Source organism: Kitasatospora sp. NPDC056531 (genome assembly GCF_042794375.1).
GTDB lineage: Bacteria > Actinomycetota > Actinomycetes > Streptomycetales > Streptomycetaceae > Kitasatospora.
The window spans coordinates 1-22,581 of the sequence record NZ_JBHTTU010000070.1; the positions used below are offsets into that span (position 1 = coordinate 1).

Genomic DNA, 22,581 nt, shown 5'->3' on the forward strand with positions numbered 1-22,581 from the left:
CCTCCGGGCCTTCGGCCCTTCGGTTCGCCGGGCGCTTCGCGCCCGGTCGCCCAACGCTTCGCGTTGGGCGGGACCCGCTCCGCGTGTCCGCACCCGGGCTTCGCCCGGGTGGGCCCGGCGCTTCGCTTCCGGGCCGGCACCACTCCGCTTCGCTCCATGGTGCTGGTGGCTGAGCTCTACTCAAGTTGTTGAACTGCGTCTTTGGCTGATCTGGTGTTGGCTGACTGGGTGGAGGGGACGGCCCGATGGGGGGCGGGTACAGATCGGCTCCACTCCGCCAGATTGGTCTAGACCGTTGTACAGGTCAGGGTTTCACTGCCTCGGCGGGGCGGGGTGAGCTACCCTGGCAGGGTGAGCAACGGCCGCTACTGTATCAGTCCTACAGCGTCTGACGATCCCGCCGAAATCTGGGTCCGGATCCATGCGTTTCGGGTATATTGGCCGAAATTTGTGACAGGGACTGATATTCTGCCGGATAGTTTCTTCAATTGGGCTCGTTTTCCGGTCGGCTAGGTTTCTTCGCCTGGCCCGTCGAATGTATCAGTAGGGCACTGTCAGCATTTCCCGCGTGGTCCCGGGTGTGGACTCGGGAACGGGTGAGGGGAGACACGTCTTCGTGAACGTCGTAAAGCCGGGCCTGATGGCCGCTCAGTCTGCCGCCGGCGTCTCGCTGCGGGGGCACCAGGAGGAGGCTCTGGAGGCCGTCGTGCGGGGTCTGACATCCCGTCCGGGGCAGTCAGCCTTCCCGGGCGGTCTGCGGGTGACGGTGCAGATGGCCACTGGCTCGGGGAAGTCGTACGTGGGGGCCGCGGCCGGGCAGAAGCTGGTACCGAGGGGCGTGGTCCTGGTGGTCGTGCCGACGCTGGACCTGCTGGTGCAGATGGTCGGCTCGTGGCGGGCCGCCGGCCGTGCCGGGGACATGCACGCCGTCTGCTCGCTGGTGGACTCCGAGCTGCCTTACGGGGTGACGGCGACCACCAGCCCGCTGATGATCGGCATGTGGCTGGCCCACGCGGCCGAGCACCGCCGGCCCACCACGCTGTTCGCCACCTACGCCTCGGTGGGCGCGGTCGCGGACGCCTACGCCTACTGGGCGCAGCGGGAGGGTGGGGAGGGGGAGGTGTTGCCGCCGCTGGGTCTGATGGTCTGTGACGAGGCGCACCGGTCGTCCGGGAGCGTGGAGAAGACGTGGACCGTGGTGCACGACCAGGGCGAGATCCCGGCGGAGCGGCGGCTGTACATGACCGCAACCCCGCGAATCTGGGCGCCGCCCGGCAAGGCGATGCGGCGGCGTGAGGACGCCCTGCAGCCGCTGCCGGAGGAGCTGGCGGTGTCCATGGACGACCAGCGGATCTATGGCCCGCACGTGTTCACCCTGGGTCTGGCGGAGGCCATCGACCGCAAGCTGCTGGCGCCGTTCGAGATCGTGGTCCTGGAGTTGCGCGACCCGTTCGGCGATCGGTCCGGGGCGCAGCGGCAGGGGGTGCCGTGGGGGCCGGGTGTCGGTGAGGCGAGGGATGGCAGTGAGGACGAGGTGCCGGCCGAGCGGATCGCGGCGATCCAGGCCGGGCTGGTGAAGACGATGGTCGAGCGGGGCCTGGAGCGGTGTATCACGTTCCACAACCGCACGATCGAGGCCCGATACTTCAGTGAGACGCTGAACCAGACGGTGGAGAAGCTTCACTTCGATAACCCGCAGAAATATCCCGATGAATTCTGGTCGCAGTGGCTTTCAGGTGAGCACGAAGTCGATTTTCGGAAAGAGGTTATCGCTGATTTTGGGAGCAGCGAGGGGAATGATGGTCTGAGGCACCGGGTTGTCGCCCAGTGCAAGGTTCTGGGTGAGGGTGTGGACATCCCGGATGCAGACTCTGTTCTTCTGCAAGGGCGGGGAAGCATGGTTGATATCGTCCAGGCCGTCGGCCGGGCCCTTCGGATGAAGCCCGGAGAGGGAAAGACTGCTTCGTTGATCGTCCCGGTCTTCCTCAAGCCCGGAGAGGAGCCCGGGGACATCCTGGAGTCCGATTCGTACGGCCCTTTGGTCAAGATCCTTACCGCGTTGCGCAGCCATGACGCCAAGGTGGTGGAGACCCTTGCGGTGCCGCAGAAGTCGGGCAAGCGCACCAAGGGGCGCCGTGCTGAGGCGGTGTCTGGGCCCGGTGAGAGCTGGTCTGGTGAGGGTGGGTCGGGGGCGTTCACGCTGCCGGTGCGGTTCCAGGCGCCGGTGGACGAGAACGTGCTCGCCCTGTTCATCGCCTCCCGGGTGCTGACCGGGGAGAATCAGTACTGGCGGGAAGGCGTCAACCACGCGAGGCGGTGGCACGAGGAAACCGGCGGTCTCGACGTTCCCTATTCGGCGATGGTCGGCGAGGAGAGCAAGTTTCCGCTCGGGAAATGGCTCTCCGACCGACGCAGCGAGCGCGCGAACGGTGAATTGGCGCGACACCGGGTCGACATGCTGGATGCGCTCGGGATGATCTGGTCGGTCTCCGACGCCCGGTTCGAGGCCGGGCTGGACTGGGCCCGGGTGTGGGCAAAGGGGCACGGTGGTTCTTTGGCGGCGCCGGCACGGGCCTCCGTCGGCGGGTACGCGATCGGGACGTGGCTCTCGGAGCTGCGGGCCGCGGCCCAGGTGCCGGCTGAGGAGGCGGGGGCGTTGGCGCCGCAGCGACGGCGGGCGCTGGAGGAGATCGACCCATGGTGGTGCCCTACCTGGCCGATCACCTGGCAGCGCGTGTACGCCGTCGCGCGGCAGTGGTGGTTGGAGGCCGACGGCCGGGTCGACTGGGCCGTGCTGCCGGTGGACACCGTGTTCGAGGGTGAGCAGCTCGGGCGGTGGGTGCGGGCGCAGCGGGCTGGCTGGTTGGGCCTGGAGGAGGACCAGCGTGACCTCCTCGCGGCGATCGGCATCGAGGAGGACCAGGAGTTGGCGGCAGCGCGGGCTGCGGCCGCGGCGAAGCCGAAGGTGTCGCGGGCAGACCGGTTCCAGCAGGGCGTCGCGGCGCTCACTGCCTTCGCCGAGCGGGAGGGGCACGTCCGTGTGCCGCGCTCGCACAAGGAGGGCGCGGTGTCTCTCGGCACCTGGCTCAACAACACCCGGGCCCGCCGCGACAAGCTCACCGCAGAGCAGATCGAGCAGTTGGAAGCCCTCAGGGTGGCCTGGTAGGCCATATCGGGGCTTGGGGCGGTGGTGTCGGAGATGTTCAGGATCGTGGGATGCGGCAGAGCCGGGAGAAGAAGTCTGCGGTTCCCGCGTCCCAGTCGATCCGGACGGGTCCGCGGTGGGAGCGGGGTGTGGGAGTGGCTGGGGGTCTGGGTGGACGTAGTCGGCAGTGTTCGGCGAAGCCGGTGAGGCTGACACTGCGGTGGGACAGGTCGGCCAGGAGGCGGCCCCTGTCCTGGCGGGGCGAGTCGTTGGAGGTGGGCGGCGGCCTGGAGGAATGGACGGGCCCAGGGCGGGATGGGGTAGATGGCGCAGCCGTATGCGAGGGGTCGTGCTCCGCGGCGGTCGTGGAGGGCAAGGGTGGTGGTGTCTGGGGCGAGGTCGGTGTGGTGAATGGCGGTGAGTTGGTCGATGGGGGCCGCGGTGACGATGGCGGTGGCCAGGGCGGCCGCGAGGTGGGGGTGGGCGGTGCGGGTGGCGAGCCGGTGGGCGATTGCGGCCGTCGCTGCTGGTGGGGGTTGGCGCAGGCGGGTGCGGCGGGGGTCGGCGGCGGGCGGGGTGCATTGGCAGTCGACGAAGTTGTCGCTGGTGAAGGTGAGGTAGGTGAGGGTGGGCAGGGTGATCCAGCGGTTGGGCATGGCCGGTGCGGGGTCGGGTGGGGCGGTGGGGTGGAGGTGCTGGACGGTGGCGAGGTCTTCGACGGTGGTGTGCTCGGTTGCCGCGAGCGCTGTGGTGAGGGTCGGGGGTGGGGTGCGGTGGCAGACGGCGACGAGGTGGAGTGAGGTGCGCTCGCGCAGGGCGAGGAGGTGCTGCCAGCGCTCGTGGGTGAGCAGGTGGGCGCGCAGGACGGTGAGGCGGGTGACGGGGGTGGTGAGGATCCAGGCTGCGGCGATGTCCCACGGGCCCTGGGCGCCTGGCTGTGTCCCGGGCAGGTTGGGGGGTTTGCCGAGGGCGACGAGGATGTCGTGCGCGAGTGTGGTCGTGCTGTCGGTGCCGGGGGTGGGGTGGACGGTGATGCGTCCTGCGGCAGGGTGGTGGGCAGTCAGGGCGGTGCGGGTGTAGGTGATGTCGTCGTGGCGGTCGATGACGAGCGTGAGCGGCGGGGTGGGGCGGGTCATGCGGGGCTGCGGCCTTTGAGCTTGCTGTAGGTCCAGCGCAGGAGTTCCTCGTCGACGGCTTCGCGGCGGAGCTCTTTCATGCTGGCGAGCATGTGGTGCGTGATCCGGGCCCAGGCCCGGAAGTTGCCGTGGGCGGCTTCGGTGTCGGCCAGGGTGATGAGGTCGGGGTCGGCGGCTTCCCAGATCGGGTGGAACGCCGGGATGACGGTGAGGACCTCGTCCGTCGGCATGGGCTCGATCTCCTGCCAGGCGTAGATCCGGGACTCGAGCATGGGCTCGTTCTGCAGGACCCGATAGCAGCCGTTTCCGCCGGTGAACACGATCGCCAGGTCGGTGTCGGTGTCATCCCACAGATAGCGCAGGTATTCGAAACACTGTTTCGACAGCCACTGGGCCTCGTCGCAGACCAGGACCCGGAAGGTGCGGGCGAGCGCGCTGCGCAGGACCCGGTCGAACTCGATGGGGCGCTCGGGCGGTGTGCCGGGCAGGCGTAGTGCGTAGAAGAGTTCGTGACGCAGGTCGCGGGTGCTGGGGCGGGCGCGGAACTGGATGCGGTGGGTGATGGTGGGGGCAAGCAGGCGTAGGGAGGTGTTGACGGCCAGGGACTTACCGCGACCGGCTTCGCCGTAGACGCAGATCATGGCCTTGGTGTCGATGGCGGATCGGATGTTCTCCTTGACCCGCAGGAGGGCTTTGGTACCGACGATGTGGGCGCCGTCCAGGCGCATGTAGTGGTCGTCGCGTTCGGCGGGCAGACGGCCTTTGCGTTGGGCGGTGCTCACTGGTCAGCTCTCCTATTCGTCCTGGTCGGCGTCGTGGACCTGGCTGTCCCGGGTGTGGGCGTGCGATGGGGTGTGGGTGCCTGTCGCGGTCGGCGGGGCGGCGGGGCGGGTGATGGGGCGTGCCCACGAGGCGGGCGCCTCGGTGGGCGGGATCAGGTCTGGGAGGGCACGCGCCGTCAGGTCGGGGACACGGGTGGGAGCCAGTTCGGCTTCGGCCTCGGCGGCTGTCAGCGCCCCCAGTCGCTCGGGTGGGGTAGCGGTGGTGACCGCGGCGTAGCGGGGGCGGCGTAGCCTCTCCCCGGCTTTCAGGTCCGCTTTCAGCGCGCGGGCCCGCGCCTTGCGGGTGGTGTCCAGGGCTTTGCGTTGTTCGGGAGTGGCCTGGTCGGCCAGGTAGGCGGAGCCGAGGTGTCGTAGGCCTGAGGAGTCGAAGACCTCGATCTGCTCGTCGTGGTGGGGCAGGTAGCGCAGGCGGACCTTGGTGCCGGTGTGGCCGACCATCCACGGCGCGATGTAGGGGCGGCGGCGCCAGCTGACGCCGCTGGTGGTGATCGTGCGCAGGCGGCCGTCGTCCTCCAGTGCGAAGGTGGCCAACTGCTCGGCAGGGACATCCTCGATCGGGGTCGGGTCCGCCACCCACGCCTGGAGAGGGGTGGTGGAGCCACCGAGTCCCGAAGGCAGGTGCTCGCTGTTCCACCACGACACCCAGGCCAGCAGGAGCTCGACGAAGGCGGCGAAGGTCAACGGCGCGGCGTTCGGGTCGGCCGTACGGCCGCCGAGGAGTTCGGGTCGGTGGGTGTAGCGGGGCAGGGAGACGAGGAACATCTCCTCGACCGCGTCGTTGAGGGCTTCGATGGTGCCCTTCAGGTGCGGGGTGTAGGCGGGCAGGTCCTGCACGGGAACGGCGAAGGCGCCCAGCGCCTGGGTGACTGTGGCGCACAGGAACTCCTTGCCGCGGTCGACGCGTACCAGGGACGGCAGTCCGCCGATCGGACCGTACGGATCGGTGCGGGTGATCGCGCAGCGCAGCGCGGCCAGCACCGCGTCCCGGGACGGGGCGTGAGGCGTGACCGCGACGCCGGTGATCGCCCGGGTGGCGCAGTCGATGAACCAGGTGATCCACGGACACGCCAACTCCCCCTCCACGTCGACCTGCACGGGGACCCGCTTGTGGTCCCCCTCCCAGCAGGCGTTACGCCAGGTGGGCGGACGGCGTCCGAAGACGTCATGGGCGCGGCGTGCCTTCTCCCCGCCACGCAGTCCGGCCCTGTACCCGGCCGACAGGTCCCGCGCGGCCGCCCGCTGGAGCGTGCGCAGCGACGGAGGAGCCGGCAGCGACGGATCAGCGGCGGCCCGCGCGGCCAACTCCCTGTGCACCGCCGCCATGTTCCCGCCCCACAGGGCCAGAAGGTGGCACACCTCGGCGTCCAGGATGAAACGTCCCGCGGCAACGGGCGTTTGAGGGGCCGGGTTCCGGGCCGCGGCCAACCACCGCCACACCGTGCGCTCTCCCACCCCCACCGCGGACGCGACCAGGCGGACATGCGCCGAGACCAGCTCACCCCTCGCATCGAGCGCCAGCAGTCTCGTCACGGCGATCCGGCGGTGCTGATCACGTCGGCCAACAGGTTCCAAGCCGACACGATGCCCGGACCGGGCAGTGGCGCGGTAGTGACCGGAACCCACGGCTGCCTCCCCTTCTACCCGGAACGGCGCGGCGGCGACCACACTCTCGGCACCAGCGCCGCAGACGGTTGTCCCGGCCATAGAGGCCGCAGTCCAACCGCCCCTCCACGCTCTATCAGAGACACGCTCACGCAGTCGGCGTCACCGGAAACGACAATCGCCTGACAGCACCCGGCGCCATGCGGTAGCAGCACACCATCCGGCCACCACACACGCGGACCGACCACCGGACAGCCCCGGCCCCCAACCCCGGGCCTCCATCGCTCATACCGAGCGACACCACCATGACCAGGAGAAACGACAGAACTGGCAGTGACGGAACGACACACCACGACAGTCAACATTGAGCAGCTGACCAGCAGGAACAGGATTCCAACCACTGCCAGAACACTGACGCCACATCACTGCCACTCCCCCGACGCGCACCAAAAAATCCCTGTCAGAAAACCTCGAAGAATTCCCTACCCGCCCCTGGACGGCGGCGCAGCGAACGAGCAGGCCCCACCAGGCGGCCCCGGACGGCGGCCCGGCGCAGTGAGGCCGGCGGGGCGCAGCCGGGCCCGCGATCCGACCCGGCCGGCGGGGCGCAGCCGGGCCCGCGATCCGACCCGGACGGCGGCGCCGGACGGTCACAGGACCGGCCCGCCGCAGGCGCCACACCTCGCCGCACGCACCCGCCCACCCCACAACCACCCCACAACAGGAGAAGGGGCGCCAGAAGAGGTTGTCAGGGTTTCCAGGAGACTTGATAGGCGCTCTGGCCTGCGGACTTGTCCGCCCACGGGGGTTCGGGCAGGGGACCGCATCCAGGACCCCATCCAGGCGCGGCGGCGGGCCCCCATTCAGGACCCCATCCAGGACCGCGTCCAGGTACCCGTCGGGACGGTCTCGGACGGCGGCGCGGCGAGCGAGCAGCCCCTGAACGGCTGCTGCCCCGCCCCGGCGGCGACCCGGCGCAGCGAGCGAGCAGGTTCTGGACGGCGGTCCGGCGCAGTGAGCGGGCCCAGGCCGACCCGGACGGCGGCGCGGCGCAGCAAGCGGGCCCGGGCCGGCGGACGAGCAGGCCGAGGCCGACCAGGACGGCGGACGGGGGCGTTGGGCCGAGTGCCCGCCTGGGCGCGCCGCGCGCGGGCGCCTCGGGTGAGGTGGGCGGTGGGCGGCCGTCGCGGTCCTCGGTCGCGCGGGCACGCCCGCTCGCCTACCTGATGAGGAGTGATCCATGCGCCGCGTCCTCCAACGCGCCGCCGCCACGGCCGGCCTGCTGCCGGTCGTGCTCGGCTTGACTGCCGTCCCCGCGACCGCCACCCCCGCCGCCGTCCCGAGCACCGTCCCGAGCGCCGTCCCGAGCGCCGTCCCGAGCGCCGTCCGCGCGGTCCTTCCCCTGGTGCACTTCAAGCACGTCCGGCTCCCGCTGTCCGGCACCATCGCCGGCACCACCGAGAACATCGCCGTGACCGGCACCCTCGACGTGCGGGTGCGCACGCTGGCCGGCGGCAACGACATCGACGTCCAGGTCGTCAGCCGCCTGATCAACACCACCGGCCGCGGCCTCACCAGCGGCCGCACCTACCGCTTCCTCGGCACCGACACGGAACGCACCGAGGCCCCGCCGACCCCGATCCGGCTGACCTTCGAACCCACCTTCCTCGAATTCCCGCCGCAACCGATCGTCCCGCCGACCCCGATCAAGTTCCTCACCCTGAACGTCTCCCTCGCCGGCGACGGCACCATCGGCGCCATCGCGGCCACCGTCAACGGCGGCGGAGGAGGCAGCACCTGACCGCGCCCCGGCCTGAGCGCCGCCGCTCCCGCGGCCCGGGGCACGGGCCCCGGGCCGCACCGGCCGACCCCCGGCTCCCGCGCCGGGCGGACGCGCCCGCACCGCCCGGAGCTCGGCAGGGGACTGCATCCAGGACCCCATCCAGGCGCACCGGCGGGCCCCCATCCAGGACCGCGTCCGGGTGCCCGCCGGGACGGTCTCGGACGGCGGCGCGGCGAGCGAGCAGCCCCTGGACGGCTGCTGCCCCGCCCCGGACGGCAACCCGGCGCGGCGCAGCTGGCAGGCCCAGGCCGGCGGACGAGCAGGCCGTGGGCGGCCCGGACGGCGGCGCGGCTGCCGTGGGCGACCGGCCCCGCCGGGCACTGCCGCCTGTGCAGCCCGGCGGGGCCGGTCGGCGGTCCGGACGGCAGCGAGACCCCGGCCGGACGGCGGCGGGCAGGCCCGGCGCAGCGCGGCGGGCGGGTCCTACGCGCCGTCGCGGCGTGCGGCGGGCCGTGGACGGCGGTAGGGCGGGGCGGCGAGCGGGGTGCTTGCGGCGAGGTGGAGGGTCGTTTCGCGGGTTCGTTCCAGCCAGGTGGCGAGTCGGGTGACGGTGGTGTGGTCGAGCTGGGCGAGGACGGCGGCGGCCTGGTGGTCGGCTTCGGTGAGGTTGTAGAGGCCGGCGCGGCCGAGGGCGGTCAGGATGGCCTGGAGCCTGGGGTCGATGGGGTGGTGGGTGGTGGGTTCGGTGGTCTGGGTGTGGACCGCGGCGAGGCGGGCGTGTTCCTCGCGGTACCAGCGTTGGGCGGTGGGGTCGCGGTCGGGGTCGTAGGTGGTGAGGTTTTCCTCGGCCATGGCATGGCCGATGCGGCGCCATTCTCTGTGCCGTGCGATTGCATTTTCGATCGCGGCCACGTCTTCTCGGGTATCACAGACCCGGGAGCAGCGGCGTTCCACCATGGCGGCTTCTTCTGTTGCTTCGGCGACCTGTTCGAGAGTCATTCCTGTGGCCTTGCGGCGGACTGCTTCACGGGGATCGGTGATTCACTTCACGGGTCTCCCTTTCGGCTTCACTGGCTGTGAATTTCCTAGCAGGTTTTTCTGTGGGAATTCAAACGGCGTCCGCGCGGGCCGCGCAGACGCCGTTCGGCTGGTATCCGGGTGCGGTTCGGGTGTGGCCGGGCCGCTGGGCGCGGCCTCCAGGAGCAGCGGGTCGGCGTGGGGCTGCTCCATGAGGGCCTGGGCGTGGGTGGAGCGTGTTCTCCAGGACGGCGGCTGGGATGCAGTCGTGGCGCAGCGCGGCGATGGCGTTGGCGGCCTGTTCGGCGGGCCGCAGGACGGGTTGTGGGGCGTCCGGGTGGGCTGGTGGGCCGGGACGGCGGCGGGGTGGCTTCAGGGCGGTTGTGGGCGGCCCTGGGGGCACTGGGTCGTCGGTGCCGGGGCGGTGCGCGAGCAACGGTGAGCGATGGGATCGGCGGCCTGCTCGGCGGGGCGCTGGGCGGGGTGTGGGGCATCCGGGCGGGCCGGAGGGTCCGGGACGGTGGCGGGGCGTGCCCAGGGCGGTTGCTGCGGCCCTGGCCTCGCTTCTGGGGCCGAGGACGCGGGCAGTACCGGGGCCGAGGGCACGCCGGTGGCCGCCGGACGGCTCACGTCGCCTCCAGGAGGAATCGCAGAAGCTCGATCCCGAATCCCTCCCCGCCGGCCGGTTCGTCGTGGGTCAGCTGTAGTGGGCGAACACTCGCTCCCTCTCCGTCTCCCAGGTCCAGCCCGGCTCGTCCCCGCGCCGGAATGGAGCCGTCTTGGCGAGCGCCTCGAACTGGTCGGAGGGCCGCTTGCTCTGCTTGTTCACCACGATGGCGGTCAGCATGACCGGAACGCCTCTGTCTGCCTCAACCCGGCACGCAGCCTCCAAGAGGTTGCTCATCAACGTGCCCCGAGGCGGGACCGAGAAGCCTGCTTCTCTCAGCGACTTGCTCAGCGTTCCGTAGTAGTCAGTCCGGCTTGCGGTCGCCCAGCCTTTGATGATCTCGACCATGCTGTCTCGGGCTGCACACCAGGCGTCTGAGCCGTGCTTCAGTCGAGGGAATTGAGTGTCAGTCATCCCGGTATAGCAGCACAGAAACGGCACGGGGCGGAAGCACGGCTGGCGCCCGGATCCGAGCGGTCGGCCTTCGCCGGACGCCACCAGGAACAACAGCCCCGCAGGGTGGAAATCACCGCCGTCCGGACCGTCACCCAAAACCGCACCCACCCAACCCAGCAACCAGGGCAGAGGGCCAGACAGAGGGGGTTATCTGATTTTCCGGCGCTCCGGAAAGCGCCTCTGATCTGCGAAAACGCTCGGCAACGGGCGGAGGTGGCGGGGTACCTACGGTGGTACCTGTGTGGACCGGTCTGGTGCCGTGCGCCGCCGCCGACTGACCGACCCCAGGCCTCGGAGACCCGGTCGGCGGGTGGCAGCCACACCCTGATGGTGGCCGTCACCCGCCGACCGGGCCCGGCGGCCCGGGACACCCTCGGTGCTCTTCCTTCTGTTTCCCCCTCGGGGTCTCCCAGAGAAGTAGTCGGCACCGCCGGCGTCCCTTGACCAGGCCTGTGACGTGCTGGTTCTCCCCATAGGGCCGTGACGTGGGGGCAACTCGTAGGGCACCTTGTAGGGCAACTCGTAGGGCGCCTCGTACGGAAACTCGTAGGGCTACTCGTAGGGCAACCTCCCCGCCTGCGACTGGGGCGCGACAGACGCGACAGCCCTACCGCCGCACAGTGTTTGGTCGCCGAGACGCTTCGTCAGCGGATTCGGCCCCGCCGCCCCGTTCACTTGCCCGATGATGTGATCCATCAGGCCCCGGGTGAGCGGGCCGGACACGGGGAAGGGGCCACGCATGGAGATGATCAACAGCACCAGGTTAGGCCACCCCTGGCCCGAGTTGATGCCCGACCGCCGCCCCGCCCTCGTCGTCCCCGCCGGCCCCGGCCGCCTCCCGCTCGCCGAAGACGGCTGGGCCGGACGCGACGACCTCGCGCTCACGACCGGCCCACAGGCCGCCTGGTCCACCACCCTGGAGGACTACCGGCTGACCATCCGACGCCCCGGCGGCCTGACCTGGTTCGACGGCGAGATCGCCGCCACCCGCGAGTGGCGCAACCGCGTCCACGACCACGGCACCCTGTTGCTGATCACTGGCCCGTTCACCAGCGTCTTCGACTTCCGCCCCACCGCCGCCACGGGTCGGCTGTTCCTCCTCACCAGCCCGGCCCGGCTCGTTCACGGCCTCTGATCTCGGCCCTGTTCGTCCTCGTTCATGCCCGGATCAACGACCGAGGCTCAGAAACAGGCACCAACCGGCAGGGCGCGCGGGTGGTGGGCGGTTCAGGCGCCCGCCGTACCGGTGGGTCAGGCGAAGGGCAGCCGGTCTGTGGGGGGCGGCGTTGCCGGGAGTTGGTCTTGGTCGAGGGAGGCGACAGCGCGGGCGAGGGTGAGCAGGGCCTGCCCGGCTTCGGCCAATTCGTCGGCGGCGGGCTTCAGCAGCGCCGAGTGGGTGTACGCGACCGCGTCGACCCAGGTGCGGGTATGGCGGGGCCGCCAGGGGCCGGCGTAGCCGACGGCCCGGGACAGGACCTCTGCGGTGAGCTCGCCGTCGGCGGCCTCCGCGTCGCGGACGACGTACGTCGCGGTGACGTGGTCAGCGCCCCGGGTGGGGGTCCAGGTCCCATCGGCGAGCGCCGCCAGGGCGCGGGCGACGGCATCTCCAGCCCGGCCGGAGATGGGCGGCGACTGGCTCCCGGCGGCCGCCGAGATCACCTCCCGCATGTTCGCGATACCGGCCTCGCCCTCCCACGGGTACCTGCCCCCGCAGGCCCCGCAGAGCAGCTCCAGCGCGTCGTCCCAGCGACCGTGCGCCAGCGCCCGCTGGTTTTTGCAGAGGTGACAGTGCCACACCTCCTCACTGTGGAGGATCCAGGGCTCGTTGGTGTCGTCGTAGGTGAGCGTCTCGCGGGGGACGTACACCGCATCGATGCACACCCGCCAGAGCTGATCAGGGTCTCGGGTGGGCGGCCCCGCGGCCGGGGTGATCACTCATGGCTGACAGTCTGTCACTGCGCGGGGGGAGGGCTGGATGCGCGCGACCCTGGTCCGGGCCAGCTCGCTGATGGCGTCCCGCACCCGCTGCTCGGCGGCGTCGAGCCACGCGTCGTCGACGGTGAACACCTCGCCCTTCGTGGGGTGCCACCGGTGCAGCACCGTCCTGCCGTCGACGGTGGCGGGGTGGGCGTGGAGAACGGAGTCGCGGTCCCGGGCGGCGCTCTCCAGCAGTTCGCCTGCGCGCCTGAGCCACTCCCGGGTCGGGATGTCGGTGATCTGGTCGAGCAGCCTCGGGCTGGAGAACGTCTGCGCCAGACGGTCGGTTGTCCCGTCGACCAGGCGCGTCAGTTCCAACTCCGGCAGCGAGGGGACGGGCAGATGGGGGAGGTCGCCGAGGACCTGCCACTCCAGGTAGCTGACCAGGTAGGACAGCCGGCCGATCCGGGTCAGGTAGTCGTTGTCCGCGAGCATGGCCTCAGGATGCGGGGCCGTCGGTGCCCCGTAAAGCGAATTGTGAAGAGCCCCGATGAAAACAGCGCGTGACCTTGGCGGCGCCGGCGAGTTCACCGGGCATGACGAACGTGACCGTCCTGCCGGTGCGCACGCCCGGCGTCGAGGACCAAGAGCAGCCAGTGGCCGACGAGCTGCTCGCCGAGGACGAGGACCAGGAGCGGCGGGAGCGGCAGCACGCGGTGAACGAGTTGCTCGCCGAGGCGGGCGAGGCGGGCCGCGGGGCGGCCGGGTGGGTGCGCGAGCTCGCGGCCCGGCAGGCAGAGGAACGGCACCGCGCGGTGCTGGAGAGGGCCGCCGACGCCATCAAGCAGACCGCCGGCCGGGAGGTCGTCCCGAACGGCGACGGGCAGCTGGCCGAGGAGCTGGCGTACGACCTCAGCGCCGACGTCGTCACCGGCAGCCCGTACGCCCAGGCGCTCCCCGAGCTGGCGGTGGGCGAGCGAATCGCGCTGGTCGCGGCCTGCGCGCTGGCCGCGGCGATGATGCCCCGCACGGTGCTCGGCGACCTGGAACGTGAGCTGCCCGCCCTGGCCGCCACGATGGACGCCGCCGTGACGGCCGGCCGGACCGCCCGAACACAGATGCCACAGCCCGGACACAGCAGGCCCTGCTACCAGGCGAAACAGCGGGTCGATGACACAGGCGCTGTAGGTGACACAGGTGGCCGAGCGGCGGCGTCACCGAACTTTGACCATGCGCCGCTGAGGTTTGATCGGCGGGCCGCCTGAGCCCTTCGGCTGAACTGCCGCTCGGCTGTGGTGGCCGGGGCGTGGTTGCTGCCCGCGAGAGGCAGCAACCGGCCTCATCACAGCCCGCATTGGCTCCTGTGCCGGACGGCTCAGGATCATTTCGTGGCGTAGACGGCGCTCTCCCAGTCGACGCCGTACGAGCACTCGGCCTTGGCGTAGCCATAGCGCCAGGCACTGGTGTTCCGCTGCCCGTCTGCACAGGTGATCGTGATTTGTACGTAGACGCCGGGGCACTTCGCGTGGGCCCGACCGGCGCCGCCGGGCCCGTTGTTGTCGAACCACGTACTGCATTTGGCGGCGGCCGCCTGGGAGGTCATGACAACAACATCGGTTCCGGTCTTGGCGGCGGGTGCGGCAGTCGCGGACGGTGCGGTAACGAAGAGGCTGACGAGGCCAGCTGCGGCGGCCCCGAAAGTAAGCAGCGTGCGTGCCTTCACGTGTGATCCCTTCTCCTGTTTGGCTCGGGCACTCATTGCCCTGCCAGCCCGGGCTGCACACCGGATTCACTTCAAACGTCCGAAAGACGGAGCTATGTCGTCCAAAACCACCGACCATCGACCACTCTCCCGCAGCGAGCCAGCGGTGTCGGGGTACCTGCACTCGCCATACTGACCGCCGAACTACGCCAGCGGCGCCATGGAAGCCACGGCGTCGGCGCTGAACATCACGCCGCGCCGCTCCCGGTTCAGGTCTCTGACCAGCTCGATCCTGGCCCTCACCGGCCTCGCAGTCGCGCTCGACAACGGTGGCGGTCAGCGCGCGCCGAAGTCGTCCGGCGCGCGGGTGCCGAGCCGTTCGAGCAGCTCGTCGTGGCGGAACTGGTAGGCGCGGGCCGTTGTGCGCAGCAGGTCCTCGCACTGGGCCCAGTCGAGGAAGGCCATCAGGTGCCAGGGCAGCAGCCGTCCGCGCGCGATCAGCAGCATGCCGGCGTACACGCGGCTGACCTCGGCCACGAATCCGGGGCCTGCGGCGAGTCCGGAGCTGGCGGCGGTGGCGAGGGCGAGGGGCAGTGGTACGGCGAACCAGGGCTGGGTGAGGGTCGTGTAGAGGGCGAGGCCGGCGACCATGCTGCCCGCGATCAGGCCTGCGCGGAAGTCGCGGCGTACGGCGGTGGCCGGGGTCGGCACGCCGCTGAGGTCCGGGTCCGGCAAGCCGCCGGGGTCGGCCCCGTCGCGCTGTCGGGCGGCGATCGCCCGGGTGACCGCGAGGATGAGCGTGACCGCGCCTCCGCCCCAGCCGCAGGCCAGGCCGCCGATCACGCCGAAGCGGTGGGCGATGGTCGCGGCCAGCGCGGCGGTGGCGAAGGCCGAGGCGAGGCCCGTCCAGCGCAGGGTGGGCCGGTCGACGTCCCGTCGGACGGAGATGGCCAGGCCCAGTCCGAAGACGAACGCGAAGCCGCCGCCGAACGCGAGGCCGAAGGCCGGACCGACGTAGAGCGAGGTCACCAGCCCCGCGGTACCGCCGAACAGCAGCCCGTACCCGAGGCGTTCCACTCCCAGGGCGGAGCGCAGCCGCCGCAGCTCCATGTCCCGGGGCTGCACCCACCGCCCGCTGACGCTGCGGGCCGACATCGCGGGCAGCAGGGTGAGCAGGGCCAGCATCTCGACGCCCGGCTGCGGCAGGTAGCCGTTCGCCCGCAGGCCCAGGACCAGGCAGGCGTACAGCGGGATCCAGCAGGCCAGCGTCAGCGTGGCGGCCGTGATCCGCGGAGCCCGGTCGCCACAGATCGGCCAGAGGCGGTGCGGCAGGATGTCCCGGCGGGAGCGCTCCTGGCCGGGCTGGGTCGGGACGCCTTCGGTGAGGAGGAAGTGGGCGATGGCGGAGAGCCAGCGGTTCACGGACTTCTCCGTATAAGCCCGGCGGGTGTGCGTTTCGACCTTGGCGGGGATCAGCTGGTCGAGCAGGAGCGCCCGCAGCCGCTGCGTCCCCGCTCGGCCCGCCGACTCGGTCGGGGCGCGGCCGGCGAAGGCCCGTAGCGCCGCGGCGCCCGAGCGGCTCCGGGAGACGGCGGCGGTCAGGCTCAGCATCCACGGCGTGTTCAGCACGGTCGCGAAGACCGAGCCGGGATCGCCCAGGCCGGCCCGTACGCCGGTATTCTCGAGCAGGCCGAGATCCGCCTCCCGGGCCGCCAGGTACTCCCAGGCCGCCGCCGCGCCCACCGTCTCGAGGGCCACCGTCGCGGCGGCGGGCAGCCAGGTGCCGTCGGCCTCGAGCTCGGTGCAGGCGTCCTCGCGGCAGGCGAGCACGAGCGGGCCCGGGTGGTCCGCCAGGGCGCCGAGGGCCTTGCGGGCCCGCTCGCGCCCGGCGGCCGCGATGTCCATCTCGTCGAGGCCGTCGAGCACCGGGACGAGCCGGCCCTGCCGCAGCAGGCCGCGGACCAGGGCGGGGTCGATCCCGTCGTAGTCCTCGGCGACGGCCTCGCACATCCAGTCGACGAAGGGCACGGACGGGTCCCAGCGCGCGATGCCGACCACGAAGGCCAGCCGTTGTCCCGGCTCGTCGGCGAGCAGGCGGTGGGCCAGTTCCAGGGCCAGCAGGGTCTTGCCGGAGCCGGGCGGGCCGGTGATCACCAACCGGGGCGGGGCGAGGGACCGGAAGTAGTCGGCCACCGTGTTGAAGCTCCCACCCGACGCGGCGCCCACGGGGGTGAGCTGGGAGGTCGCCGCGAGCCGGAAGGACACGTCGATGGCGTCGCTCTGCCGTCCGGCACCGCCGAGCAGGCGCTGACGGCGCGCCATGACGTCGCCCGCGAAGGCGGAGCGCAGCTTCGCGGCGGCGCGAGTGAGGTCGCGGTCGGTCCGTTTCGACGGGGCGGCGGTCGACGTGAGCAGGAGGACCAGCGACAGGGCGAGCCCGGCCACAGCGGCGACGCTGGCCGGGCTCGTACCGCTGGCGCCAGAGGCGAGTTGCCGTACCGCCAGGGCCAGCGCCGCGGCGAAGCCGACCGCGGCGAGGAGAGCCGTGCCCCGCAGGCGGGCGAGCGCCGAGGCGGCTGCGGTGTCGGGGGTGTCCGGGCGGGTGGCGGCGAGGTCGTCGTAGAAGTCGACCGGGTCCAGTTTCTGGTCAGCCTCCGAGGCCTGCGGGGTGATGCCGTGGGCGACGAGGGCGTCGGCGAAGTGCCGCTGCTTCAGCAGCGGTTCCAGCCTGACGGCGACCAAGTTCCGCGTCGGCCCCGGCTGTTGGCGCAGCAGCACCGGCTTGTCCGCCGTCAGCACCCCCACCAGCAGGCCACCGGACCACACGGCGGCTCCCGAGGCGCCCGCCCACGGCGACACGTCCGGCCGGGCGGTCCCGTCGTCCGGGACCTCGATCCAGAACCGCCCGCCGCGCACACCGTCCAGAGGCTCCACGGGGGCGTCCCGCACCATCCCGCTGTCGCGGTACCGGCGGGTGGCGTTCTTGCGGGGGAAGCCGAGGAAGCTGCAGCGGGACCTGGCGTCGGGGAACCGGCCGAGCGGTGCCGGGGCGAAGCCGGGCGCCGCCCAGGCCGGGTCGGTGATCCGAAGCAGGGCGACGTCGGAGGACGGGTTCGCCTTGATGTCTACGGGCCCTCGCGGCCACAGCAGCGCGGCCTCGAACATCACCGAGTCCTCGCCGTCGCGGAGCCTGCGGACGCGCAGGTCCGAACACCCGGCGGCGGCCGGCTGGGCGACGTGGTAGGCGGTGAGGACCAGGTCGTCGGCGATCAGGAACCCGCTGCCGGACTCCTCCCGAGCGGCGTTGCGGATCTCCACGACCCGGGAACTCTCCATGCGGCGGAAGTCCTGCGTACGGTCTGCCGCCGGGCGCTGTACCACGCCGCCGCGCCCGCTCAGTCAGTCTGCGGGGACCAGCGGTCCGCGATCGTGACCTCCTCGCCGGTGCCGTCCAGGACCGGCTGCAACGTCAGCTTGATGCGGTGCACCCGCTCGGTGCTGCCCCCGCCCCGCACCTCCGCACTCCAGGGCAGCACGAGGATCTTCGTACGGGCCGAGCCCTCCTTCTTCACCTCCACGGAGAACTCCAACTCCACCGGGCCGGTACGGAACTTCAGCTCCTCGTCCTCCCCCGCAGCCATCGCCTGCCGCAGCTCACTGCGGATGGCGCTGATCGTCTCCCCGAGTTCCGCCCATGGTTCCTGCGACACACGCTCCCCCTCAAGCTGTGGCTGGCGATGCAGGGTCAGCTTAGGGCGGTGTGGATCGCCTTGTGTATAGGATGAGTTGAGGAATTCGGAGCACGCCGGAGCACGATGGGTGGGGCGCGGCTGCCGCGCCCGGCGACTCTGCGCTGCGCGGCGGCTGACCCCGGCGGGTACGGGGAGGACACTTGCCGACCTGACCCCATGAGGGCCGGGCTCCCTTCCGTAGCAGGGCGGATGCTTCGCGTGGGCGGCGCGGGCGGCTCGCTGGCGGCCCCGGCCCGGGCCTCGGTCGGCAGGTACGCGATCGGGACATGGCTCTCGGAGCTGCGGGCTGCGGCCCAGGTGCCGGCCGGCCAGCCGGGGGCGCTCGTGCCGGAGCGGCGCAGGGCGCTGGAGGAGATCGACCCGTGGTGGTGCCCGGCCTGGCCGATCGCCTGGCAGCGCGTGTACGCGACCGCGCGGCAGTGGTGGTTGGAGGCCGACGGTCGGGTCGACTGGGCGCAGCTGCCCACCGACGTGGTGTTCGAGGGCGAGCAGCTCGGACGGTGGGTGAAGGCGCAGCGGGCCGGGTGGGTGGAGCTCGACCAGGAGCAGCGGGACCTGCTCGCGGCGATCGGTATCGAGGAGGACCAGGAGCTCGCCGCCGCACGGGCTGCGGCCGCGGCCAAGCCCAAGGTGTCGCGCGCCGACCGGTTCGGCGCCGGCCTGGCGGCGCTGGCGGCCTTCGTCGAGCGCGAGGGCCATGCGAAGGTGCCGCGGGCGTACAAGACCGAGGAGGGGCTGTCTCTGGGGGCCTGGCTGAACAACCAGAAGGCTCGGCGGGACAAGCTGAGCGAGGAGCAGCGCGGGCAGCTGGAGGCCCTGGGGGTGGCCTGGTAAGCCCGGCCCGGCGGAGGCGGTGTTCGTGGTCGGCGCTACGCTGCTGCGGCCCCGAGAAGGCATCGGAGGCCGACACCCCTACGGGGTGTCGGCCTTCCGTCGTTGGCGTTCGGGCAGGGCTGGACCGCCGGCTTCTCTACCGCCCAGCTTGACGGCTACCGTCAACTCGGGAGGTGCAGCGAGGTCAGGTCCCACAGCCGTGCCGTTTCGTCGTCGCTACCGGTGGCCAGGGTTTTGCCGTCCGGGCTGAACGCCACCGCGAAGATGCTGCTGGCGGTGTGTCCGGTGAGGGTGGCGATGGACTTCCCGGTGACCACGTCCCACAGCCGCGCCGTGTAGTCGTTCATGCCGGTGGCCAGGGTCTTGCCGTCCGGGCTGAACGCCACCGCGTAGAAGGTGTAGGTGTGTCCGGTGAGGATGGCGGTGTTCTTCTCGGTGGCCACGTCCCACAGCCGCGCCGCGTCGCCGCTGGCGGCAGCCAGGGTTTTGCCGTCCGGGCTGAACTCCACCGCGTAGACGAGGCCGGTGTGTCCGGTGAGGGTGGCGATGGACTTCCCGGTGACCACGTCCCACAGTCGCGCCGTCTTGTCCCAGCTACCGGTGGCCAGGGTTTTGCCGTCGGGGCTGAACGCCACGCCGTAGACGCGGTTGGTGTGTCCGGTGAGGATGGCGGTGTTCTTCCTGGTGGCCGCGTCCCACAGCCAAACCGTGTGGTCGCCCATGGTAGTGGCCAGGGTTTTGCCGTCCGGGCTGAACGCCACCGTCCAAACGCTGTGGTCGGCGGGACCGAGGGTGGCGATGTTCTTTCCGGTGGCCACATCCCACAGCTGTAGGAGGCCGCCGCCGAGGGCCACGGTCTTACCGTCCGGGCTGAACGCCACCGAAACGAAAAAGGCGTCGACCGGGTCTCCGGTGGCGATGTTCTTCCCGGTGGCCACGTCCCACAGCTGCAGGGAAGAGATGCTGCCGGTGGCCAGGGTCTTGCCGTCGGGGCTGAACGCCACCGACCGGACCTGACCGTTGCCGGAGAGGACGGCAGTGGCGGTGAGAGTCTTCGCCTCAGGGCCGTCGCCGGAGCCTTGTGACAGGAGGGCTGCGGTAGCGGCGCCGCCCACGAGGACCGCCGCTCCAAGGGTTCCAAGGGCGAGGACGGCCCGCCGGGGGATCGGCTTCCGGGCAGACTCAGCCCTTTCCCCGGGGGCGTGTTCGCGGTCGCCGCTCGCGGCGGCCTCGGTCGGCGCCGAGGAGCCCGGAGACGGTCGCCGCGCGGCTTCGCCTTCGAATAGCGTCGCGGGCGTAGCCTCATCTGCTTCAGACGCGGACACGGCCCTTCCGGAGTGGGATGCGGGGTCGATCGGGCGGGTGGCAGTCGCCTCGGGCGGATTCACCGGGCTGGCCGGGACTGCCAATGATCGAAGCTCTACCGTCCGTGCCACGGTGGCGGGCATCCACCGCGCGTCCAACACGCTTCCCGGATCGGGCAGCCCGGTGCTCGAAACGGCCAACTGCTCCAGCACGCCGGTCACGGAGGGGCGTTGAGTCGGATCCTTGGACAGGCACCGAGCGATCAACTCGCGCAGGCGCTCGGGAACACCGGTCAGATCCGGCTCCGCATGCACGCCGCGGAACATCAAGCCGTGTGCCGGTCCCCCGCCGAACGGCCCCTGCCCACTCGCGGCGAAGGCCAGCACAGCACCCAGGGAGAACACATCGCTCGGTGGTCCGATCGGCGCGCCGGTCAGCTGCTCCGGAGACATGAACCCCGGTGTGCCGATCAAGACACCTGTCCCCGTCAAGGCACTTGCTTCGGTCGCGAGCGAGATGCCGAAGTCAATCACCCGCGGCCCGTCCGCGGACAGCAGGACGTTGGACGGCTTCAGATCCCGGTGGATCACGCCGGCGGCGTGGATCGCGGCCAGCGCTTCCGCCAGCCCGGCTCCCAGCGCCGCCACCGCGGTCTCGGGCAAGGGCCCGTGCTCGGCGACCGCCTCCGACAGCGCCACACCCGGCACGTACACCGTCGCCAGCCAAGCCACCTCACCGTCCGGATCGGCGTCGACCACGCCCGCGGTGAACAGACCGTTCACTCGCCGTGCAGCATCCACCTCACGGGCGAACCGCCTCCGAAAGCCGAGCTCTTCGGCGAGTTCCGGCCGGACCACCTTCACCGCTACCAGCCGGCCGCCCCTCGAACGCCCGAGGTAGACACGGCCCATCCCGCCAGCGCCCAACCGGCCCACGATCTGGTACGGCCCGATCTCCGTCGGATCGGCCGGTTCCAACTCCGCAATCCCACCCACGCACACATGTTCCTGCATACACGCCGCCCCTCGCGCCCCTTTGGCTGATCTCGACAAGGCACAGTTCTTGCCGTACCGCGCTCGACCCGCAGCGGAGGGCCGCGCTGGAGGAGATCGACCCGTGGTGGGCGCCGCGCTGGCCGATCGTCTGGCAGCGCACGTACTCCGTGGCGCGGCAGTGGGGGCTGGAGTCGGACAGCCGGGTCGACCGGGCCGGCCTGCCGCTGGAGACGGCGTTCGAGGCGAGCAGTTGGGCCGGTGGGTGCGGGCGCAGCGGGCCGGGTGGCCGGGCCTGGAGGCGGACCCGCAGGACCTGCTCGCGGCGATCGGCATCGAGGCCGACGCCGAGCTGGTGGCCACCAAGGCCGCGGCCGAAGCCAAGCCGAAGGTGTCGCGGGCGGACCGCTTCGCCCAGGGCTTGGCGGCGCTGGCAGCGTTCGTCGAGCGGGAGGGGCACGCCCGGGTGCCCCTCCCGCACAAGGAGTCGCTGGAGATCGTGGTGCCGGGGCCCGGTGGGGAGGAGAACGTTGAGGTCGTCTCCGTGGGGCTGGGTGCGTTCTTGAACAACACGAAGGCCCGCCGGGCCAAGCTCACCGCGGGGCAGCTCGCGCAGCTCGCCGAGCACGGGGTGGAGTGGGCGTAGCGGGCCGCCCCCCTGCCGGGGGCGGTGTCCGTGGGCGGCGCTACGCTGCTGCGGCCCCGAGAAGGCGTTGGAGGCCGTCACCCCGTGGTGGCGGCCTCCAGCCGTTGCTGGCGCCGAGCGCGCCGGAGGCCGTCTTCCTTCAGACGGTGGTCGCTGTGTTCCCGTCCTCTGCCTGGTCGGGCCGGGCGGCCTGGATCGCCTCCTGCAGAGCGGCGAGGGCCTGCTCGGCGTGGGCGCGCACGCTGTCCCATGCAGTGCTTCCGCACGGGCCTGCTTTGCTGCCCGCTCGGCCAGGCGCGCGGGACAGAACTCCTCCTCCGTCTGGTGGTTCACCGCCTGGCGCAGCTTGCGGTCGGCGGGCCGGCGGGAGCCGCGGGCGTGGCGGCGTACGGCTCTGGGAGGCACGTTCAGGAGGGCCGCGAGCAGGCGGATCGCCCGCTGGGTGGTCTTGTCCGGGCTGAACCGGTAGTCCATGCTCAGCGGGCCGTCGGCGTGCTGCTCCAGCAGTGCCAGGAGCCGTGTCTGGACGGTGCGCAGCTCTGCCACCGGGCAGTTGCCCCAGCTGTCCGCGGGGTGGGCCTGGCAGGGCGCTGTGGTCTTCTTCGTGGTCGTCTTCATGGCGCCACCCTGGCCGGGGTTGGCTGTGGACAGCTGCGCTGACGACGGAGCAGCGGGGGGGGGGGGGAGGGGGGGGGAGGGGGGGGGGGGGGGGGGGGGGGGGGGGGGGGGGAGGGGGGGGGGGAGGGGGGGGGGGGAGGGGGGGGGGGGGGGTGGGGGAGGGGGGA

General features: G+C 71.7%; 16 protein-coding genes. 6 read left to right on the top strand and 10 right to left on the bottom strand.

Annotated elements, in window-relative coordinates; genetic code table 11:
• The first annotated feature begins 616 nt into the window (after window positions 1–616).
• On the top strand, window positions 617–3,166 hold the full coding sequence (locus ACFQ87_RS34600; RefSeq protein ID WP_380614868.1) for a Helicase associated domain protein: 2,550 nt from the start codon (window positions 617–619) through the stop codon (window positions 3,164–3,166).
• A 1,111-nt stretch (window positions 3,167–4,277) separates the two neighbouring features.
• Here ACFQ87_RS34600 and ACFQ87_RS34605 read toward each other — a convergent pair.
• Window positions 4,278–5,063, bottom strand: a complete 786-nt coding sequence (locus ACFQ87_RS34605; RefSeq protein WP_380614869.1) for an AAA family ATPase — start codon at window positions 5,061–5,063, stop codon at window positions 4,278–4,280.
• 12 nt (window positions 5,064–5,075) lie between these two features.
• Entirely contained in the window at window positions 5,076–6,653 is a 1,578-nt protein-coding gene (locus ACFQ87_RS34610; RefSeq protein WP_380614870.1) for a Mu transposase C-terminal domain-containing protein, read from the bottom strand.
• A gap of 1,312 nt (window positions 6,654–7,965) precedes the next feature.
• On the opposite strand from ACFQ87_RS34610, the gene ACFQ87_RS34615 reads away from it, so the two are divergent.
• A complete protein-coding gene (locus ACFQ87_RS34615; protein ID WP_380614871.1) occupies window positions 7,966–8,526 on the top strand; it encodes a hypothetical protein in 561 nt (186 codons plus the stop codon).
• 465 nt (window positions 8,527–8,991) lie between these two features.
• On the opposite strand, the gene ACFQ87_RS34620 is transcribed toward ACFQ87_RS34615, so the two are convergent.
• Window positions 8,992–9,360: a hypothetical protein gene (locus ACFQ87_RS34620; RefSeq protein ID WP_380614872.1), complete on the bottom strand. Its 369-nt coding sequence runs from the start codon at window positions 9,358–9,360 to the stop codon at window positions 8,992–8,994.
• Between the two features lie 862 nt (window positions 9,361–10,222).
• Window positions 10,223–10,372, bottom strand: coding sequence for a hypothetical protein (locus ACFQ87_RS34625; RefSeq protein ID WP_380614873.1), 150 nt, complete (start codon window positions 10,370–10,372; stop codon window positions 10,223–10,225).
• A gap of 1,015 nt (window positions 10,373–11,387) precedes the next feature.
• On the opposite strand from ACFQ87_RS34625, the gene ACFQ87_RS34630 reads away from it, so the two are divergent.
• Window positions 11,388–11,783: a hypothetical protein gene (locus tag ACFQ87_RS34630; protein ID WP_380614874.1), complete on the top strand. Its 396-nt coding sequence runs from the start codon at window positions 11,388–11,390 to the stop codon at window positions 11,781–11,783.
• Between the two features lie 116 nt (window positions 11,784–11,899).
• On the opposite strand, the gene ACFQ87_RS34635 is transcribed toward ACFQ87_RS34630, so the two are convergent.
• Window positions 11,900–12,529 carry a hypothetical protein gene (locus ACFQ87_RS34635; protein WP_380614875.1) on the bottom strand — a complete coding sequence of 210 codons (630 nt, stop codon included), beginning with the start codon at window positions 12,527–12,529 and terminating at the stop codon, window positions 11,900–11,902.
• Between the two features lie 54 nt (window positions 12,530–12,583).
• Window positions 12,584–13,060, bottom strand: a complete 477-nt coding sequence (locus tag ACFQ87_RS34640; protein ID WP_380614876.1) for a hypothetical protein — start codon at window positions 13,058–13,060, stop codon at window positions 12,584–12,586.
• A 101-nt stretch (window positions 13,061–13,161) separates the two neighbouring features.
• On the opposite strand from ACFQ87_RS34640, the gene ACFQ87_RS34645 reads away from it, so the two are divergent.
• Window positions 13,162–13,830 (top strand): hypothetical protein, encoded by a 669-nt coding sequence (locus tag ACFQ87_RS34645; RefSeq protein WP_380614877.1) that lies wholly within the window; start codon window positions 13,162–13,164, stop codon window positions 13,828–13,830.
• Window positions 13,831–13,946: 116 nt separating this feature from the next.
• On the opposite strand, the gene ACFQ87_RS34650 is transcribed toward ACFQ87_RS34645, so the two are convergent.
• From ACFQ87_RS34650 to ACFQ87_RS34660, 3 genes are all read right to left on the bottom strand, one after another.
• A complete protein-coding gene (locus ACFQ87_RS34650; protein ID WP_380614878.1) occupies window positions 13,947–14,288 on the bottom strand; it encodes a hypothetical protein in 342 nt (113 codons plus the stop codon).
• 315 nt (window positions 14,289–14,603) lie between these two features.
• Window positions 14,604–17,603 (bottom strand): trypsin-like peptidase domain-containing protein, encoded by a 3,000-nt coding sequence (locus tag ACFQ87_RS34655; RefSeq protein WP_380614879.1) that lies wholly within the window; start codon window positions 17,601–17,603, stop codon window positions 14,604–14,606.
• 59 nt (window positions 17,604–17,662) lie between these two features.
• Window positions 17,663–17,977 (bottom strand): trypco2 family protein, encoded by a 315-nt coding sequence (locus tag ACFQ87_RS34660; RefSeq protein ID WP_380614880.1) that lies wholly within the window; start codon window positions 17,975–17,977, stop codon window positions 17,663–17,665.
• Window positions 17,978–18,208: 231 nt separating this feature from the next.
• Here ACFQ87_RS34660 and ACFQ87_RS34665 point away from each other — a divergent pair, with 231 nt between their 5' ends.
• The gene (locus tag ACFQ87_RS34665) at window positions 18,209–18,853 is read left to right on the top strand and encodes a helicase associated domain-containing protein (protein WP_380614881.1); all 645 of its coding nucleotides are present in this window, start codon (window positions 18,209–18,211) and stop codon (window positions 18,851–18,853) included.
• Window positions 18,854–19,014: 161 nt separating this feature from the next.
• Here the strand turns inward: ACFQ87_RS34665 and ACFQ87_RS34670 are convergent, their stop codons facing one another.
• Window positions 19,015–21,171 (bottom strand): protein kinase, encoded by a 2,157-nt coding sequence (locus ACFQ87_RS34670; RefSeq protein ID WP_380614882.1) that lies wholly within the window; start codon window positions 21,169–21,171, stop codon window positions 19,015–19,017.
• 232 nt (window positions 21,172–21,403) lie between these two features.
• Here ACFQ87_RS34670 and ACFQ87_RS34675 point away from each other — a divergent pair, with 232 nt between their 5' ends.
• The gene (locus tag ACFQ87_RS34675; protein WP_380614883.1) at window positions 21,404–21,796 is read left to right on the top strand and encodes a helicase associated domain-containing protein; all 393 of its coding nucleotides are present in this window, start codon (window positions 21,404–21,406) and stop codon (window positions 21,794–21,796) included.
• Window positions 21,797–22,581: the final 785 nt, after the last annotated feature.

Coding starts and splice junctions, on each gene's coding strand:
- ACFQ87_RS34645 (WP_380614877.1), top strand. CDS start 13,162: ATGACGAACGTGACCGTCCTGCCGGTGCGCACGCCCGGCGTCGAGGAC.
- ACFQ87_RS34655 (WP_380614879.1), bottom strand. CDS start 17,603: ATGGAGAGTTCCCGGGTCGTGGAGATCCGCAACGCCGCTCGGGAGGAG.
- ACFQ87_RS34630 (WP_380614874.1), top strand. CDS start 11,388: ATGGAGATGATCAACAGCACCAGGTTAGGCCACCCCTGGCCCGAGTTG.
- ACFQ87_RS34665 (WP_380614881.1), top strand. CDS start 18,209: ATGCTTCGCGTGGGCGGCGCGGGCGGCTCGCTGGCGGCCCCGGCCCGG.
- ACFQ87_RS34615 (WP_380614871.1), top strand. CDS start 7,966: ATGCGCCGCGTCCTCCAACGCGCCGCCGCCACGGCCGGCCTGCTGCCG.
- ACFQ87_RS34670 (WP_380614882.1), bottom strand. CDS start 21,171: ATGCAGGAACATGTGTGCGTGGGTGGGATTGCGGAGTTGGAACCGGCC.
- ACFQ87_RS34625 (WP_380614873.1), bottom strand. CDS start 10,372: ATGCTGACCGCCATCGTGGTGAACAAGCAGAGCAAGCGGCCCTCCGAC.
- ACFQ87_RS34620 (WP_380614872.1), bottom strand. CDS start 9,360: ATGGCCGAGGAAAACCTCACCACCTACGACCCCGACCGCGACCCCACC.
- ACFQ87_RS34640 (WP_380614876.1), bottom strand. CDS start 13,060: ATGCTCGCGGACAACGACTACCTGACCCGGATCGGCCGGCTGTCCTAC.